The 16,205-nt window shown below is 71.3% G+C and carries 11 protein-coding genes and 1 pseudogene; 6 read left to right on the forward strand and 6 right to left on the reverse strand.

Features of this window, described 5'->3' with window-relative positions:
* Positions 1-75: pseudogene (locus ABT130_RS43635) on the forward strand (catalase); the annotation flags it as partial.
* Here ABT130_RS43635 and ABT130_RS43640 read toward each other — a convergent pair.
* Genes ABT130_RS43640 through ABT130_RS43665 form a run of 6 tightly spaced genes read right to left on the reverse strand, consistent with a single transcriptional unit; the run spans position 47 to position 7,276 of the window.
* Positions 47-1,267: a serine/threonine-protein kinase gene (locus ABT130_RS43640; RefSeq protein WP_350965794.1), complete on the reverse strand. Its 1,221-nt coding sequence runs from the start codon at positions 1,265-1,267 to the stop codon at positions 47-49. The pseudogene ABT130_RS43635 and the gene ABT130_RS43640 overlap by 29 nt on opposite strands.
* 27 nt (positions 1,268-1,294) lie before the next feature.
* Complete coding sequence (locus ABT130_RS43645) at positions 1,295-1,606, reverse strand: AzlD domain-containing protein (RefSeq protein WP_350924554.1); 312 nt, start codon at positions 1,604-1,606, stop codon at positions 1,295-1,297.
* Entirely contained in the window at positions 1,603-2,283 is a 681-nt protein-coding gene (locus ABT130_RS43650) for an AzlC family ABC transporter permease (protein WP_350924556.1), read from the reverse strand. Before ABT130_RS43650 ends, ABT130_RS43645 begins: the two co-directional genes overlap by 4 nt.
* Before the next feature lie 23 nt (positions 2,284-2,306).
* Positions 2,307-3,140 carry an AraC family transcriptional regulator gene (locus ABT130_RS43655; RefSeq protein WP_350965796.1) on the reverse strand — a complete coding sequence of 278 codons (834 nt, stop codon included), beginning with the start codon at positions 3,138-3,140 and terminating at the stop codon, positions 2,307-2,309.
* Positions 3,137-4,984, reverse strand: a complete 1,848-nt coding sequence (locus ABT130_RS43660; RefSeq protein WP_350965798.1) for a serine/threonine-protein kinase — start codon at positions 4,982-4,984, stop codon at positions 3,137-3,139. The genes ABT130_RS43655 and ABT130_RS43660 overlap by 4 nt, the downstream gene beginning before the upstream one ends.
* A gap of 51 nt (positions 4,985-5,035) precedes the next feature.
* The gene (locus tag ABT130_RS43665; protein ID WP_350965800.1) at positions 5,036-7,276 is read right to left on the reverse strand and encodes a serine/threonine-protein kinase; all 2,241 of its coding nucleotides are present in this window, start codon (positions 7,274-7,276) and stop codon (positions 5,036-5,038) included.
* 470 nt (positions 7,277-7,746) lie between these two features.
* Between ABT130_RS43665 and ABT130_RS43670 the strand changes: the two genes are divergently transcribed.
* The 5 genes from ABT130_RS43670 to ABT130_RS43690 all read left to right on the forward strand — a co-directional run.
* Positions 7,747-8,679 carry a chorismate mutase gene (locus ABT130_RS43670; RefSeq protein ID WP_350965802.1) on the forward strand — a complete coding sequence of 311 codons (933 nt, stop codon included), beginning with the start codon at positions 7,747-7,749 and terminating at the stop codon, positions 8,677-8,679.
* A gap of 97 nt (positions 8,680-8,776) precedes the next feature.
* The gene (gene dnaE / locus ABT130_RS43675; RefSeq protein ID WP_350924566.1) at positions 8,777-12,298 is read left to right on the forward strand and encodes a DNA polymerase III subunit alpha; all 3,522 of its coding nucleotides are present in this window, start codon (positions 8,777-8,779) and stop codon (positions 12,296-12,298) included.
* A 304-nt stretch (positions 12,299-12,602) separates the two neighbouring features.
* Positions 12,603-13,997: a galactose-binding domain-containing protein gene (locus ABT130_RS43680; protein ID WP_350965804.1), complete on the forward strand. Its 1,395-nt coding sequence runs from the start codon at positions 12,603-12,605 to the stop codon at positions 13,995-13,997.
* Entirely contained in the window at positions 13,998-15,260 is a 1,263-nt protein-coding gene (locus ABT130_RS43685; RefSeq protein ID WP_350965806.1) for an MFS transporter, read from the forward strand. It abuts the gene before it with no gap.
* A partial coding sequence (locus tag ABT130_RS43690; RefSeq protein WP_350965808.1) for a TolB-like translocation protein occupies positions 15,257-16,205 on the forward strand: 949 nt, incomplete at its 3' end. The genes ABT130_RS43685 and ABT130_RS43690, both read left to right, overlap by 4 nt.

Below are 16,205 nucleotides of genomic sequence, written 5' to 3' on the forward strand. Positions count from 1 at the left end.
TGCACATGATCATGTGGCTGATGAGCGATCGGGCCATCCCGCGCAGCTACCGGATGATGCAGGGCTTCGGAGCGGCGCCGTCGTCCCTGGCGGGGGCGTTTCGCGCGGGGGCCTTCGCCCGCTCGGGCTCGGCGGTCGGCGTACCCTCCCCGGAGGGCACACTCGCCGGGGCCGGCGGCCTCGCGGGGGTCTGGCCGAAGGGGTCGGCGGCGATCCAGGCAATCCCAGCCGAGGTCAGGGCGACGGCGAGCGCCATCGCGACCATCGCCGCGATCGCCGGGCGCCGTTGCCTCCCCGGGGCGGCCACCGGGCCGGGCTCGGGCACCGGTCGCCCGGCTCCGGCCGGGGCGGTGGGCGCGCCCACCGGCACGGGGACCGCCGGGGGCAGCTCGATCGGCATGGTCGGCTGCGGGGCGGTCCCGTTCACCAGCGAGGTCAGGTGGACCTGCACCTCCTGGGCCGACATGCGTCGCGCGGGATCCTTGCGGAGCAGACCGAAGATCACGGGAGCGAGCGGTCCGGCGAACCGCAGCGGCGGGGGTTCCTGGTGCATGACGGCGCTGAGCGTCGCCAGCGGGTGGGCGCGCTCGAAGGGGGAGCGTCCCTCGACCGCCATGTGCAGCGTCACGCCGAGCGACCACAGGTCGGAGGCGAACTCGGCGGGGCCGCCGCTCGCCCGCTCAGGCGCGATGAACGCCGGGGTACCGATGAGCGAGCCGGTCCTGGTGATCGACGAGTCGCCCTCCAGGACGGCGATGCCGAAGTCGGTGAGCACGGCCCGCCCGTCCTTGGAGAGCAGGACGTTGTCCGGCTTGACGTCCCGGTGCAGGACGCCCGCGTGATGGGCGGCGAGCAGCGCGCCCAGCACCTCCAGCCCGATCCGCGCCACCCGCGCCGGCGGCAGCGGCCCGTCCTCCCTGATCACCGCTCCGAGCGTGCGGGAGTCGACCAGTTGCATGACGATCCAGGGGCGCCCGTGCTCCTCGATCACGTCGTACACCGTGGCGACCCCCGGATGCCCGATCCGCCCGGCGGCCCGGGCCTCCCTGAGCGTCCGCATGGTGAAGACCTCGCGCTCGGGACCGGTGAGGTCGGGGGAGGGGATGACCTCCTTGACCGCCACATCGCGGCCCAGCACCTCGTCCTGTGCTCGCCAGACCGTCCCCATGCCTCCTCGGCCGATACGTTCGAGCAGGCGGTAGCGGGCTCCGATGATCCCCTGAGAATCGGTCATGCGCCGACGCCTACCCAGGATTAATCCCGACATTCAGGATTAGCTACGCAGGTCACCTTCTCAGTTCAGCAGGTGGCGCAGCGCGGCGGTGACGACGGCCGCCACCGCGAGGACCACCAGGAACGGGGCGCGCAGCAGCAGCGCCACCACGGCCGCGCCCATCCCCGCGGTGCGCGGCCAGTCCAGATGCAGCGCCTGCCCGTGCCCGAAGGTCTGCACCGCGATCAGCGCCGCCAGCAGGGCCACCGGGACCAGCGTCGCGAAGCGCTGCACCCCCGGGTGGTCGAGGATCCGGCGCGGCGCCGACAGCCCGGCGAGCTTCAGCGCGTAGCAGGCCGCGCAGGTGGCGACGATCGCCCACCAGAGGGTCACCTGGGCCTCCTCAGGATCACCGCGAGCACGGCCACGGACGCGAGCAGTACGGGCACACCCGGCGGGGTGAACGGGGTCGCGGCCAGCGCGATCACCGCGCCGCCGCCCGCGATCAGCCGCAGCGTGCGGGCCTCGGGGCCGCTCCCGGTGAGCCGGGGCCACAGGATGGCCAGGAACGTCGCGGGACCGACCGCGTCCAGGCCGAACACCGCGGGGTCGGCCACCCAGGAGGTGCCCAGCGCGCCGAGGAGGGTGGTGGCGTTCCAGGTCAGGTAGAGGGTGACGAAGGTGACCAGGAACGCCGTCCTGGACGACTCCTCGTCCGGCTGGGCCAGGGCGACCGCGGTCGTCTCGTCGATCACGCCCTGGGCCGTCAGCGGCCTGCGCCAGCCCCGGATGTCGAGCACGCCGGCCATGCGCAGGCCGTACAGGCTGTTGCGGGCGCCCAGCAGCATCGCGCCGGCCGTGCCCGCGACCAGGTTGCCGCCACCCGCGACGACTCCGACGAGGGCGAACTGCGAGGCACCGGTGAAGGCGAACAGGCTCAGCACGCACGCCTGCGCGACGCTCAGCCCCGCGGTGACCGCCGCGGCGCCGAAGGCGACCCCGGACAGCCCGACGGCGATCCCCACGCCCAGTCCGTCCCTTGTCGCGGAGGAGCGAGTGGTTGTATCCATGGAAAGGGAGCTTATGTCTGGTTTTAACTTCCGGTCTTGTACGTTCCTGCACGCTGGTACGCGGCGGGGGGAACGCCCACCATCCGTTTGAAGTGCCTGCTCAGGTGGGCCTGGTCGGTGAACCCCACATCCCCGGCGACCTGCGCGGGAGGTGTACCCGCCTGGAGCAGCCGCCGGGCACGCATGATCCGTAACGTGTTCAGATAGGCGTGCGGGGGCAGCCCGGTGGCCGCCTTGAAGGCCCGGATCAGCGCGAACGGCCTGGCGTCGACGGCCCGCGCCAGGTCCTCGAGCGTGGGCGGGTCGACGAGCCGCTCGTGCAGGATCTCCCGGGCGCGCCGCACCGCCGGGTCCTGGTCGCAGGAGCGCGCCTCCAGAAGAGGGCGGGTGGCATGCCGCCGGAGCAGGGCGGCGAAGGCGGTGCGGGCCAGCGTCGAGGAGGCGAGGTCGTCGCCGTGCTCCGCGGCCTGGTGCGCGGCCCGCAGCAGCTCGACGGTGGGCTGGTGGTAGGTGACGGTCTCGGGGAAGCAGGGAGTGCCGCGCCCGGTCATCACCTCGGCGGCGATCTCGGAGACGAACTCGACGGACGGGTAGAGGACCCGGTAGCTCCATCCCTCGGGGACGCCCGCGTGGCCGTCGTGCGCCTCCTGGGGGTTGAGCGTGCTCAGGCTGCCCGCGCCCGCGCGGTGGCGGGCGCCCCGGTAGCCGAACTCCTCCACTCCGGAAAGAACCAGCGCGATCGCGTAGCTTTCGTGCGCGTGCGGGGCGAAGCGGTGGGTCACGTATCTGGCCTTGAGCAGGTCCACCCCGGGCAGTCCCGGGCTGCGCCAGAAGCGCGCCCTCTCCGGCTCGCTCATGAGCGGAAGGTCCTGGCGAACGTGTCGAAGAGGGAGCGGTCCCACTCCGACTCCGGGCTCTCCCAGTAGATCGCGTACGGCCGGTCGGCGAGGGTGCGGAAGCCCCGGTCCAGGACGTGCGTGCGGACCCCGTCCTTGAGGTAGGTGAACTCCCAGTCGGCGGCGGGCACCCCCCGGTATCTCAGCGAGGTGATGCCGATCCGCTCGTAGCCCGGCCAGACATTGTCGGCCCTGCCGGCCCGCTCCACCTTCTGCCAGTGCCTGAGCGGGTCCTTCTCCGGGTCGTCCGTCGACTCGATCCACAGCAGAGCACTCGACCCGGGGGCGCGGAACTCCACCCGGTCGCGGCCGGAGAACCGCTTGACCTGCCATCCCCTGGGCACCGCGACGGAGAAGCCCATCGGGTCGCGGTGCAGCCGCCAGCCCGCGGGGATCGTCCGGCTCGGCCGCGGGGTCACCGTCGGGGTCACCGTCGAGGTGGGGGCCTGGGGCGTCTCGGGCGGGGCGTTGCCGGTGATCGGGGCCGTGGCCGTCGGCAGGCCGGGACCGGTGTCGGCCGTGGTGTTCTGGGCCCGCACGACCAGCCAGCCGCCGACCCCGACCGCCACCACGAGCACGGGGATTCCGGCCAGAAGCGCCAGCCGTCCCGCTCCGGTCCGCCGCGCGGGCTCGCCTCCGGTGCCGGTGGGCTGTTCCCGCACCGGCCAGGAGCCCGGATGCGGCTGCTCGTGGCCGTACGCCCCCTGGTCGGGGTGTGTGTGCTCGGGATGCGTGTGTCCGGCCGGGTACGGAGGGTGCTCGGGGTGCGTGTGCGCGGGTGGGTACGGGGGCTGCTCGGGGGCACCCGGGGGGGTTCGGTAACCCGGCTGCCAACCGCTCCGCGCCGCGTCCGGGTGCGGCTGTCCCGCGTACCGGGGGTCGGCGTGTGACGGGTTGGGGAGAGCTCCGGGGGAGCCGTGCGGCTGCTGTCCGGGATACGGCTCCCATCCCGAGAGGGACCCCGCGGCAGGTCCCGAGGAGCCCCGGGAGGACGCGGGACCAGCGGAGGCGCGGTTGAGCAGGGCCTCGGCCTGGTCGGGCACCATCCGGGCGGCCGGATCCCTGGCCATCAGGCCGAGGATCGCCATCGCCAGGGGGCCCGGGTGGGTCATGGGGCTCGGCTCGCCGTGCAGGACGGCCATCATGGTGGCGGCGGCCGTGGCCCGCTCGAACGGGGGCCGGCCCTCGACCGCCGCGTACAGCGTCGCCCCGAGCGACCACAGGTCCGACTCGGGGGTGGCGGGCAGCCCGTGCAGCCGCTCGGGGGGCAGGAACGCGGGTGTGCCGACCATCCCGCCGGTGCGGGTGATGCCGGTCTCCTGCGTCATGGAGGCGATGCCGAAGTCGGTCAGCACCACCCGGCCGTCGTCGGCCAGCAGCACGTTCTCCGGCTTGACGTCGCGATGCAGCACCCCCGCGGCGTGTGCGGCCCGCAGCGCGCCCAGCACGTGCAGTCCCACCGAGGCCACCCGCTCGGGCGGGAGGGGGCCGTGGGCGCGGACGATCTCCCCCAGCGACCGGGACCTGACCAACTGCATGACGATCCAGGGACGCCCCTCCTCCTCGACCACGTCGTGCACGATGATCACGGATGGGTGGTCGAGGCGTCCGGCGGTCCTGGCCTCGCGGATCGTGCGCCGGTTCAGGTCGGCGCGGGCGGCCTCGTCGACCCCCCGGTGGCGGACCTCCTTGACGGCCACGACCCGGTCGAGGAGCTCGTCATGGGCTCGCCAGACGATGCCCATGCCGCCCTCGCCGAGGTGTTCGAGCAACTGGTAACGGCCCGCCACCTTTCGCTCCGCCATCTCCCCCGCCTCCCTCCGAGCCCCACGAATCGTAGCCGGTAGGGATCCGCCCTACTTTTTCGAGGAGAAGGTCGCGGCGAACCCCTCGAAGTAGTGCAGGTTCTTCTTCCAGTCCTTGGCCAGGGTGTGCCAGTAGATGGCGTACCCCCGGCCGCCCTTGGTGACGAACCCCCGGTTGAGCACTCGGGCCTTGCCCGAACTCATCTGCCAGGTGAACTCCCAGTCGGCGGCCTTCACCATGTAGTCGACCTTCTCGATCTTGATCCGCTTGTAGCCGGGGAAGTTGCCGCGGCTGTACCCCTCCTGGTTCTCCCAGTCCCGCTTGGGGTCGGGGCCCGCCCGGTCGACGTACTCGACGAAGACGAAGCTGGTCCGGTCGGGGCCGCGGAACCACACCTGCTGGCCGGGCCGTTTGTCCACGCTCCACCCCTTGGGCAGGCCGATCGAGAAGCCGTTGGAGTCCTTGTGCATCCGCCAGCCGGAGGGCAGGGCGGACTTCTTCTCGGTCTTGGTGGGGCTCGGGCTGGGCGGGGGAGAGGACGCCGGCTCGGATGAGCCCTGCGGGGTCGCCTTGGCATCGCCGCTCGGGACGCTCGGCGCGCTTGAGGTGCCCGGCTTCCCCGAGCCGGCCCGCGTGGCCTCCTCGTTCTCGCGGCTGCGCATGCCGAGCCAGCCGGCGACCCCGCCGACGACCAGCAGCGCGGGCAGCAGCACCAGCAGCCCCCGCTTCAGCTGGGAGCCGCCGCGCTTCTGCGAGGTCAGCGTGGTCGCCTCGTGGTCATGGCCGGCGTAGGAGGGGGCCGAGGGCTCTCGCCACTGGGCGGGTGCGGGCTCGCTCGCGGGCTCTGCTCTGGGCGAGGGCTCGCGACCCACCGGCGGGAAGGGGTTGGGCCGCGAGACGGGGACGGGCTTCCGGCGCGCGAATCCCTGCTCGGCCGCGGCGGGAGGGGCGCCCTCGCGGCTCGCGGCGGGTCTCTCCTCGGCCGCGGCGGGCGGGGGCGTGGCACGGGGCGCGGCGGCGGGCTTCGCCTCCGGGGCCGGCGCCGGCTCGGAAGCGGTGCCGGACCCCGCAGCCGCAGCCGCAGCCGCGCCGGCCGCCGCTCCGGCGGCCCTGGCGCCGGAGGGTGCCCTGCTGGTGGGCCGGTTCGCCTCGGAGTCGTCCGCGGTCTTCGGAGCGGGACCGCTCCCGGCACCGGGCTTCGCCCCCGGCGCCGCCTTCGCGCTCTTCGCCTTCGCTCCGGCGCCCGGCTCCTGCCGTACGTCTCCGGCGGGCGGCTCCGCGGCGGCCTTCGACGGCTCCTCGCCCCGCGCGGGCGCCACCTCGTCCCTGGACTCGTCGGGTACGGAGTCCAGTTTCGCGCCCGTCTGGGGGAGGGCGCCGGCCTGGAAGCGGGCTCCGGGATCGGTGTCGGCCGCCGGGCTCACGGCGGGCATGACGGCGGTCCTGGCGGGCCGGTCACGGTTGCCCGTCCCCTCGGCCACCCTGCGCAGCAGCCGCTCCGCCTCCTTGTAGGGCATGCGCAGCGCCGGGTCCTTGCGGAGCAGCCCCTCCAGGATCGGGGCCAGCGGCCCGGCGTGGACCGGGGGCTCGGGCTCGTCGTTCAGGACGGCGTGCATGGTCGGCAGCGCACCGCCCCGGTCGTGCGGGGGCTTGCCCTCGACGGCGGCGTACAGGGTCGCGCCGAGCGACCACAGGTCCGACTCGCGCTGCGCGCTGCCGCCCTTGATGCGTTCGGGAGGGATGAACGCGGGGGTGCCCGCGATGCCGGTCATGGTCAGCGCGGTCTCGGCTTCGAGCGTCGCGATGCCGAAGTCGGTCAGCACCACCCGGCCGTCGTCGGCCAGCAGCACGTTCTCCGGCTTGACGTCGCGGTGCAGCACTCCCTGGGCGTGGGCGGCGCGTAGCGCCTCCAGCACCTGCAGGCCGATCTCCGCCACCCGCTGCGGCGGCAGCGGCCCGTCCTGCCTCAGCACCTTGCCGAGGGAGCGCGACTCCACCAGCTGCATGACGATCCAGGGACGCCCGTCCTCCTCGACGACGTCGTGGACGACCACCACGTTCGGGTGGGTCAGGCGCCCGGCGGCACGTGCCTCGCGCTTGGTGCGCCGGTTGAAGTCCTCCTGGTTGTCCTCGCCGAGCATGTCGGCGTAGCGGACCTCCTTGATCGCGACCTCGCGGTCCAGAAGCTCGTCATGGGCCCGCCACACGATGCCCATGCCACCTCGGCCGATGGCTTCGAGCAGGTGGTAACGGGAGGCGATACGGCGCCCCTCGGGCTGTGCTTCGGCCATCAACCGGCTTACCTCCTTCGGAACCCCCGAATACTCTCATAGCCCAGTAAAGTGATCGACTCACTCGCCGGGGAAAGTCCATATCCTGAGATGCGCTGTCCAGTACGTGACGGGTGTCCGGTAGATGACCTAGGATTGGGCCCATGACCTGTCGTTTCGCGTTTACCGGCACGGCTCCGGAGAGCCGGTCGTGACAGCGTGATCTAGCCTCTGTCCCGCGGATCTTACCGTGGCGAGGGTCGGTCGGGCGGCGCCTCGCAAGGTGGAGCAGTGAGCCGCGGTGACCGACGGCAACGCGGCGGGACGCCGCCCGGCCGCGGCGGGCGGGCGATCCGAGGAACAGGGCCTGGCGACCAGCCGGAGCCGCACCGGGCGGAGACACGAGGTCTCTGCCTTTTCCATTTCGAACACCTCTTTCCGAACGGCCGCCGGCTCGCGGGACGCGCGCCGGCCGAGCATGGGGGGGCCTCATGTCGACCACCGCACCTCTGGAACGCGCAGCGGTAGGGCTGGGTGCGCTCACGGTGGGTGCCGGACCGGCCGTGGTGATAGGCGGCTCCGGTGCGGACGCCCGCTGGATCAGCCTGCGGGACCGGCACGGTGGGGTCCCCGCCGCCGAGTCCGTGCCGGCGGCCCGCGCCGAGGGGGTGGGGCCGCTCCTGGTGGAGCCGTCCTCGGCGGGAGACCTGCCGGTGATCGCCGAGAGTGCGGACGGCGTGGTGGTCGGCGCGGCCTGGATGCGAGATTCGGAGCTGGTGCGCGCCGCGGCCAGGCTCGGCCTGCCGGTGCTCCTCCAGCGGGCCTCCTCCGCGACGCTGGAGGAGTGGCTGGCGGTCGCCGGCCACTGCGTGGCGGAGGGCAACGACCAGATCATGCTCTGCGAGAGCGGCCGCGCCCACCCGGGCGGCGCCACCTTCGACCTCGTCCTGATGCGCGCCGCGCGGATGAGGTCGGGCCGCCCCGTCCTGGCCGACCTCGGCGCGGACCCCGCGCTGGCCGCCGCCGCGATCGCCGCCGGCGCCGACGGCCTGCTGCTGGATCCCGGTGCCGCCGAGCAGGACGCGCTGGCCGCGCTGGAGGCCACCAGGATCGTCGGTGCCGTCACCCGCAGGGAGGTCCCTGACTCGGTGCCCGCCGCCCGCGACGCCATCGACCGCGTCGACGCGGCACTCGCCGTCCTGCTGGAACGCCGTGCCGAGCTCGCCGGCACCATCCAGCGCCTCAAGCCCGTCGGAGGCTTCGCCGGTCGCGACGCCGCCCGCGAGCGCCAGGTGGTCGCCGAGATGGCCCGCCGCGCCCCCGTCCTGGGCGAGGCCCGGCTCGCCCCCATCATGAACGCCGTCATCGAGGCGGGCCTGCACCTCGCCGAGGAACGCCGCTCGGCGCCCGCCGAGAGAGACTGAGAGGGGGAGACGACCCGGAGCACACGGGTCACTTTGGGAACTCGGATTTGGATACGCTTTCCCCGCCGACGGTGCGACTAGGGGAGGACGGGGCCGCATGTCAGACTCGTTTGTGCATCTGCACGTTCACACGGAGTACTCCATGTTGGATGGAGCCGCCCGTTTGAAGCAAATGTTCAAGCAGGTCGGCGACCTGGGCATGCCCGCCATCGCGATCACCGACCACGGCAACATGCACGGGGCCTACGACTTCTACAAGCAGGCGACCGGGGCGGGGATCAAGCCGATCATCGGCATCGAGGCCTACGTCGCCCCGGCCTCCCGGCACCAGAAGAAGCCGGTGCTGTGGGGCGAGCCGCACCAGAAGCGCGACGACGTCTCGGCGGGTGGCTACTACACCCACATGACCATCTGGGCGAAGAACGCCAAGGGTCTGAGCAACCTGATGAAGCTCTCCTCGCGCGCCTACACCGAGGGCTTCGTCCGTAAGTGGGCGCGGATGGACGCGGAGATCCTCGCCGAGCACGCCGAGGGGCTGATGGCCACCACCGGCTGCCCGTCGGGTGAGGTGCAGACCCGCCTGCGCCTGGGGCAGTACGACGAGGCGGTCGCGGCGGCGGCCAGGTTCCAGGAGCTGTTCGGCAAGGAGAACTACTACCTGGAGATCATGGATCATGGGCTCGACATCGAGCGCAGGGTCCGGGACGGCCTGACCCGCATCTCGCGCGAGCTGGGCATCCCGCCGCTGGTGACCAACGACTCCCACTACACCTACGAGTCGGACGCGACCTCCCACGACGCGCTGCTGTGCATCCAGACCGGCAAGCAGCTGTCCGACCCCGACCGCTTCCGCTTCGACGGCAGCGGCTACTACATCAAGAACGCCGACGAGATGCGCGCGGTGGACTCCTCGGACCTGTGGGCCGAGGGCTGCCGCAACACCCTGCTGGTCGCCGAGAAGGTCGACCCGAGCGGCATGTTCGGTTTCAAGAACCTGATGCCGACCTTCCCCCTGCCCGAGGGGGAGAGTGAGGAGAGCTGGTTCCGCAAGGAGATCTGGCGGGGCATGGAGCGGCGCTTCCCCGAGGGCGTCGACGCCGAGCACCGCACGCAGATCGAGTTCGAGATGGGCGTCATCCTGCAGATGGGGTTCCCCTCCTACTTCCTCGTGGTCGCCGACTTCATCATGTGGGCCAAGAACAACGGCATCCGGGTCGGCCCCGGCCGCGGCTCGGCCGCCGGCTCGCTGGCCGCGTACGCGCTGGGCATCACCGACCTCGACCCGCTGCCGCACGGGCTGATCTTCGAGCGGTTCCTCAACCCCGACCGCGTCTCCATGCCCGACGTCGACATCGACTTCGACGAGCGCAGGCGCGGCGACGTGATCCGGTACGTGACGGAGAAGTACGGGGCCGACAAGGTCGCCATGATCGCCACCTTCGGCACCATCAAGGCGAAGGCTGCCATCAAGGACGCGGCCCGCGTCCTGGGCCACCCTTACGCGCTGGGCGACAAGGTCTCCAAGGCGTTCCCGCCCGCGGTGATGGGCAAGGACATCCCGCTCTCCGGCATCTTCGACAAAGATCATCCGCGCTACAACGAGGCCGGCGAGCTGCGCAGGCTGTACGAGGAGGACGTCGACGTCAAGTCGGCGATGGACCTCGGCAAGGGCCTGGAGGGCCTGATCCGGCAGACCGGCGTGCACGCCGCCGGGGTCATCATGTCGGCGGAGGTGCTGACCGACTACATCCCGATCATGCGCCGCGACTCCGACGGTGTGATCATCACGCAGTTCGACTACCCGACCTGCGAGACGCTCGGCCTGCTGAAGATGGACTTCCTGGGCCTGCGCAACCTCACGATCATCGACGACTGCCTGAAGATGATCGAGGCCAACACCGGCGAGCAGATCGACCTGCTCAAGCTGCCGCTGGACGACCGCAAGACCTACGAGCTGCTCGGCAGGGGCGACACCCTGGGGGTGTTCCAGCTGGACGGCGGCGGCATGCGGTCGCTGCTGCGGCTGATGAAGCCCGACAACTTCGAGGACATCTCCGCCGTCGGCGCGCTGTACCGGCCTGGCCCGATGGGCGCCAACTCCCACACCAACTACGCGCTGCGCAAGAACGGCCAGCAGGAGATCGTCCCGATCCACCCGGAGTTCGAGGAGTCGCTGCAGGAGATCCTCGGCACCACGTACGGCCTGATCGTCTATCAGGAGCAGGTCATGGCCATCGCGCAGAAGGTCGCCGGGTTCTCGCTCGGCAAGGCCGACCTGCTGCGCCGCGCGATGGGCAAGAAGAAGAAGTCGGAGCTGGACAAGCAGTTCGAGTCGTTCGAGCAGGGCATGAAGGACAACGGCTACTCCGCGGCCGCGATCAAGACGCTCTGGGACATCCTGCTGCCCTTCTCCGACTACGCCTTCAACAAGGCGCACAGCGCCGCCTACGGCCTGGTCTCCTACTGGACCGCCTACCTCAAGGCCAACTACCCGGCCGAGTACATGGCCGGGCTGCTGACCTCGGTCAAGGACGACAAGGACAAGTCGGCCCTCTATCTCAACGAGTGCCGCCGGATGGGCATCAAGGTGCTGCCGCCGGACGTCAACGACTCCGACTTCGACTTCACGCCGCGCGGCACCGACGTCCGGTTCGGCCTGTCGGCCATCCGCAACGTCGGCGGCAACGTGGTCGACGGGATTATCGCCGCGCGCAAGGAGAAGAGCCGCTTCGCCGACTTCAAGGACTTCCTGCGTAAGGTCCCCATGGTCGTCTGCAACAAGCGGGTCATCGAGTCGCTGATCAAGGCCGGTGCCTTCGACTCGTTCGGGCATGTGCGCAAGGGCCTGGTGATGGTCCACGAGCAGGCGGTCGACAGCATCATCGGCATCAAGAAGAACGAGGCCCAGGGGCAGGACTCCCTGTTCGGCGCGGTCGAGGGCGCCGAGGACCAGACCTTCGACGTGCAGATCCCGGTGGGCGAGTGGGACAAGAACACGCTGCTGCAGTTCGAGCGGGAGATGCTCGGCCTGTACGTCTCCGACCACCCGCTCTTCGGCGTGGAGCACATCCTCGCCTCCGGCGCCGACTGCTCGATCGCCTCGCTCCAGGACGAGCACCGTCCCGACGGCCAGGTCGTCACCGTCGGCGGCATCCTGAGCGGCCTGCAGCGCAAGGTCACCAAGAAGGGCGACACCTGGGTGCTGACCCAGCTGGAGGACCTGGAGGGTGCCATCGAGGTGATGATCTTCCCCTCGGCCTACCAGCTCTGCGCGACCGTGCTCGCCGAGGACGCCATCGTCTTCGTCAAGGGCCGCCTGGACAAGCGCGAGGACGTCGGAAAGATCATCGCCATGGAGGTGACGGCGCCGGACCTGACCCGTGAGGCCGGCGGTCCCCTGGCGGTCAGCCTCGCCCTGACCCGCTGCACCCCGCCGGTGGTCGGCCGCCTCAAGGAGGTGCTGACCGCCCATCCGGGCACCACCGAGGTGCACCTGCAGGTGCACAACGGCCCCAAGACCACCATCATGCGCCTCGACGACCGCCTGCGGGTGTCGCCTTCACCGGCCCTGATGGGCGATTTGAAGCAGTTGCTCGGCCCCGCCTGCCTGGGGGCGTGAGAGCGGGCACCGAGTCGCCTCCGTGGTACTCCGCTTCCGGATGCGGCGTGGTCCGTCCGGAAGCGGGAACGCCGTCGGCGACGTGTGCTTTTCCGGTGCGCGAGGTTTCAGGTTAGGAAACCTTCCTAACTTCCGTTGACAGTCTCCCCGACGGCTTGTCACTATGCCGGAGAGTGGCTTGGCGCGGCGTCCCGGAGGGGACGTGACGCGCTCAGTGAGGGATTGTGCTGCCCCGGCCGCGTTGTGCACGGCGCCGCGACGGGCGCCGTGATCATCGTCTCTAGCCCCCACAGGAGACAAGCCCGTGTCATCAAGCACGCCTCACCCCGTCCCCCACCGCGTCCCCCACCGCGTCCCCCACCGCCTCCTTCTCATCCTCTCGGCGGTCACCGTCCTCATTGCCGGGGTCCTGGTCGCCACCGGCCGCGCCGAAGCCGCCGAGACCCTGCTGTCGCAGGGCAGGCCCGCCTCCTCCTCGTCCAAGGAGGGCTCCTCCTACAGCTCGGGCAAGGCGGTCGACGGCAACCTCACCTCGACTCGCTGGGCCTCCCTGGAGGGCAGCGATCCCCAGTGGATCCGCGTCGATCTGGGGGTGATCTCCTCGATCTCCCGGGTCAAGCTGTTCTGGGAGGCCGCCTACGGCAAGGCGTACACGATCCAGGTCTCCGACGACGCCGCGAACTGGACCACCGTCTACTCCACGAGCAGCGGTGACGGCGGCCAGGACGACCTGACCGGCCTGTCGGGCTCCGGGCGCTACGTCCGCATGTACGGCACCGTCAGGGGCACCTCCTACGGCTACTCCCTGTACGAGTTCCAGGTGTTCGGCGGCGGCACCTCCACGCCCAGCCCCACTCCGACAGCGACCCCGACAGCGACCCCGACGGTGCCCCCGGGCGACACCTTCGTCGTCGCGGCCGCCGGTGACATCGCAGCCCAGTGCACCGCGAGCTCCAGTTCCTGCGTCCACCCCAAGACGGCGGCACAGGTCCAGGCGATGAACCCCGAGTTCGTCATCACCATGGGCGACAACCAGTACGACGACGCCCGGCTCTCGGACTTCCAGAACTACTACGACAAGACGTGGGGCAGGTTCAAGAGCAAGACGCGCCCCGCCGTGGGCAACCACGAGACCTACGACCCGGCCGGAACCTACGCGGGATACAAGGGCTACTTCGGCTCCATCGCCACCCCGCAGGGCAAGACCTACTACAGCTACGACCGGGGCAACTGGCACTTCATCGCCCTTGACTCCAACTACTTCGACCAGACGGCCCAGATCAACTGGCTCAAGGCCGACCTGGCCGCGAACACCAAGGGCTGTATCGCCGCCTACTGGCACCACCCGCTGTTCAGCTCCGGCGAGCACGGCAACGACCCGGTCGGCAAGCCGGTCTGGAAGATCCTCTATGACGCCGGAGCCGACCTGGTGCTCAACGGCCACGATCACCACTACGAACGGTTCGCCCCGCAGAACCCCGACGCCCAGGCCGACCCCAAGGGCATGGTGGAGATCCTCGGAGGCATGGGCGGCGCCTCACCGTACGGGATCACGAACGTCCAGCCCAACAGCCAGAAGCGGCTGGTGGACGTCTACGGCGTAGTCAAGATGACCTTCGCCCCCGCCGCGTTCTCCTGGCAGCTGATCGGTACCGACGGTTCGGTCAAGGACACCGGCCCCACCTACGCCTGCCACTAGATGTACGTCTCGGCAAGCCGGGCCGCGGACGGAGCACGTCCGCGGCCCCGGCTCTCCTGGGCCGTCCCCGGGAACGTGCTCGCGCTCGGGGCGGTCAGCCTGGTCACCGACATCTCCTCGGAGATGGTCACGGCCGTGCTGCCGCTCTACCTGACGCTCTTCCTCGGCCTCAGCCCGCTGCAGTTCGGCCTGCTCGACGGGCTCTCCTTCGGCGTGACGGCGCTGGTCCGCCTCGCCGGGGGCAACCTCGCCGACCGGTGGCAGCGGCGCAAACTCATCGCCGGAATCGGATACGGGCTGTCCGCGCTCTGCAAGCCGGCCCTGCCGGCGGTGGGCGGCTCGGTCGCGGCGCTGGGCGTGGTGATCGCCGTCGACAGGACCGGCAAGGGACTGCGCACGGCCCCGCGTGACGCGCTGATCTCGCTGAGCGCCCCGGCCGGCAAGCTCGGTCAGGCGTTCGGCGTGCACCGGGCCATGGACACCGTCGGCGCGCTGCTTGGCCCGCTGGTGGCGTTCGCCGTCCTGACGGGCACCGGCGGGGCCTACGACGTGGTGTTCGTGGTCAGCTTCTGCGTGGCCGTGCTCGGCGTGCTGCTGCTGGTCATGTACGTCCGTGACCGGCGCACGCCGCTGCCCGCCCCGCGCTCGGCCACCTCGCCGCGCGCCGCGCTGGGGCTGCTGCGCGACGCGGCGTTCCGGCGGGTGTGCGTGGTGGCCGCGGTCCTCGGCCTGGTCACCGTCGGCGACGCGTTCGTCTACCTGCTGCTGCAGAAGCGCGGCGGGATCGACGCGGTGTACTTCCCGCTGTTGTCGATCGGCACGGCCGCCGTCTACCTGCTGCTGGCCGTGCCCGTCGGGCGGCTCGCGGACCGGCTGGGCCGGGTTCCGGTCTTCCTGGCCGGGCACGTCGCCCTGATCGCCGCCTACCTCGTGCTGCTCGGACCGGGATGGCTCGTCGCGGTGCTGATCCTGCACGGGACCTTCTACGCCGCGACCGACGGCGTGCTGATGGCCGTGGCCGGGCCGATGCTCCCCGAGCACCTGCGTACGAGCGGCCTGGCCCTGCTCCAGACCGGTCAGGCGACGACCCGGTTGCTGTCATCCGTCCTGTTCGGCGCCGTCTGGACGATGTGGGGAAGCACCCGGGGACTGGCCGTCATGGCGGCCGGTCTCGCGGCCTGTGTGCTCGGCGCCTGGTTCGCGATGAGGAGGTACACGGTGAGAACGGCAGTGGCGCCACCCCGGGTGGGGAGGCGGACATGACCCCGATCCGGCGCCTGCCGGTGCTGCTCGCCGCGGTGGCGGTCCTCGGCGGCACGGCGACCGGCTACGCGGCCTGGGCCACGCGCCGCGACCCCGTCCCGGTCTCGGCACCGGTGGCGGACGGCGGAGTGCTCCGTGCCGGGCAGCTGATGTTCCGCACGGCCGCCGGCCAGGTCGCCGGGGTGCCGCTCGGTGACCCCTCGGCCCTCCCCACCGCCGCGGGTCCGGCCTGTAACCGGTTCTCCACGGCGGGTGGCACCTCGATCTGCCTGGTCGCCAAGCCCGGGGCGCTGGTCAGCACGGACGCGGTGATCCTCGACCGCTCCATGCGGGAGACCCGGCGGATCAGGCTGGCCGGGATCCCGAACCGGGCGAGGATGTCGCAGAGCGGCCGGATGGCGTCGTGGACCGTGTTCGTCACCGGCGACTCCTACAACGAGGGCGGCTTCTCCACGTGGACGGGGATCCTCGACACCCGCACCGGCTACGCCGTCACCAACATGGAGGACATCCCGCTGACCCTGAACGGCCGCCGTCACCACGCGGTCGACGTGAACTACTGGGGGGTGACCTTCGCCGCCGACGACAACCGGTTCTACGCGACCCTCGCCACCGGCGGGAAGACCTATCTCGTCGAGGGCGACTACGCCGACTGGCGGGTACGGGCGCTCAGGGAGAATGCCGAGTGCCCGTCGCTGTCTCCCGACGGGACCCGGCTGGTGTTCAAGAAGCGGGTCTCCGCCGACCCGCGCCGGATGTGGCGGCTCCACATGCTGGAGCTGTCGACGATGCGGGAGACGCCGCTGGCCGAGACCGCGAGCGTTGACGACCAGGTGGCGTGGCTCGACGGGCGCACTGTGATGTACGCCAAGGGCCCGGACGTCTGGTCGGTTCCCGCCGACGGATCCGGTGCCCCGGCCCCGCTGGTGAGAGGGGCGTCGTCCC

The sequence above is a fragment of the Streptosporangium sp. NPDC001681 genome (assembly GCF_040298085.1).
GTDB lineage: Bacteria > Actinomycetota > Actinomycetes > Streptosporangiales > Streptosporangiaceae > Streptosporangium.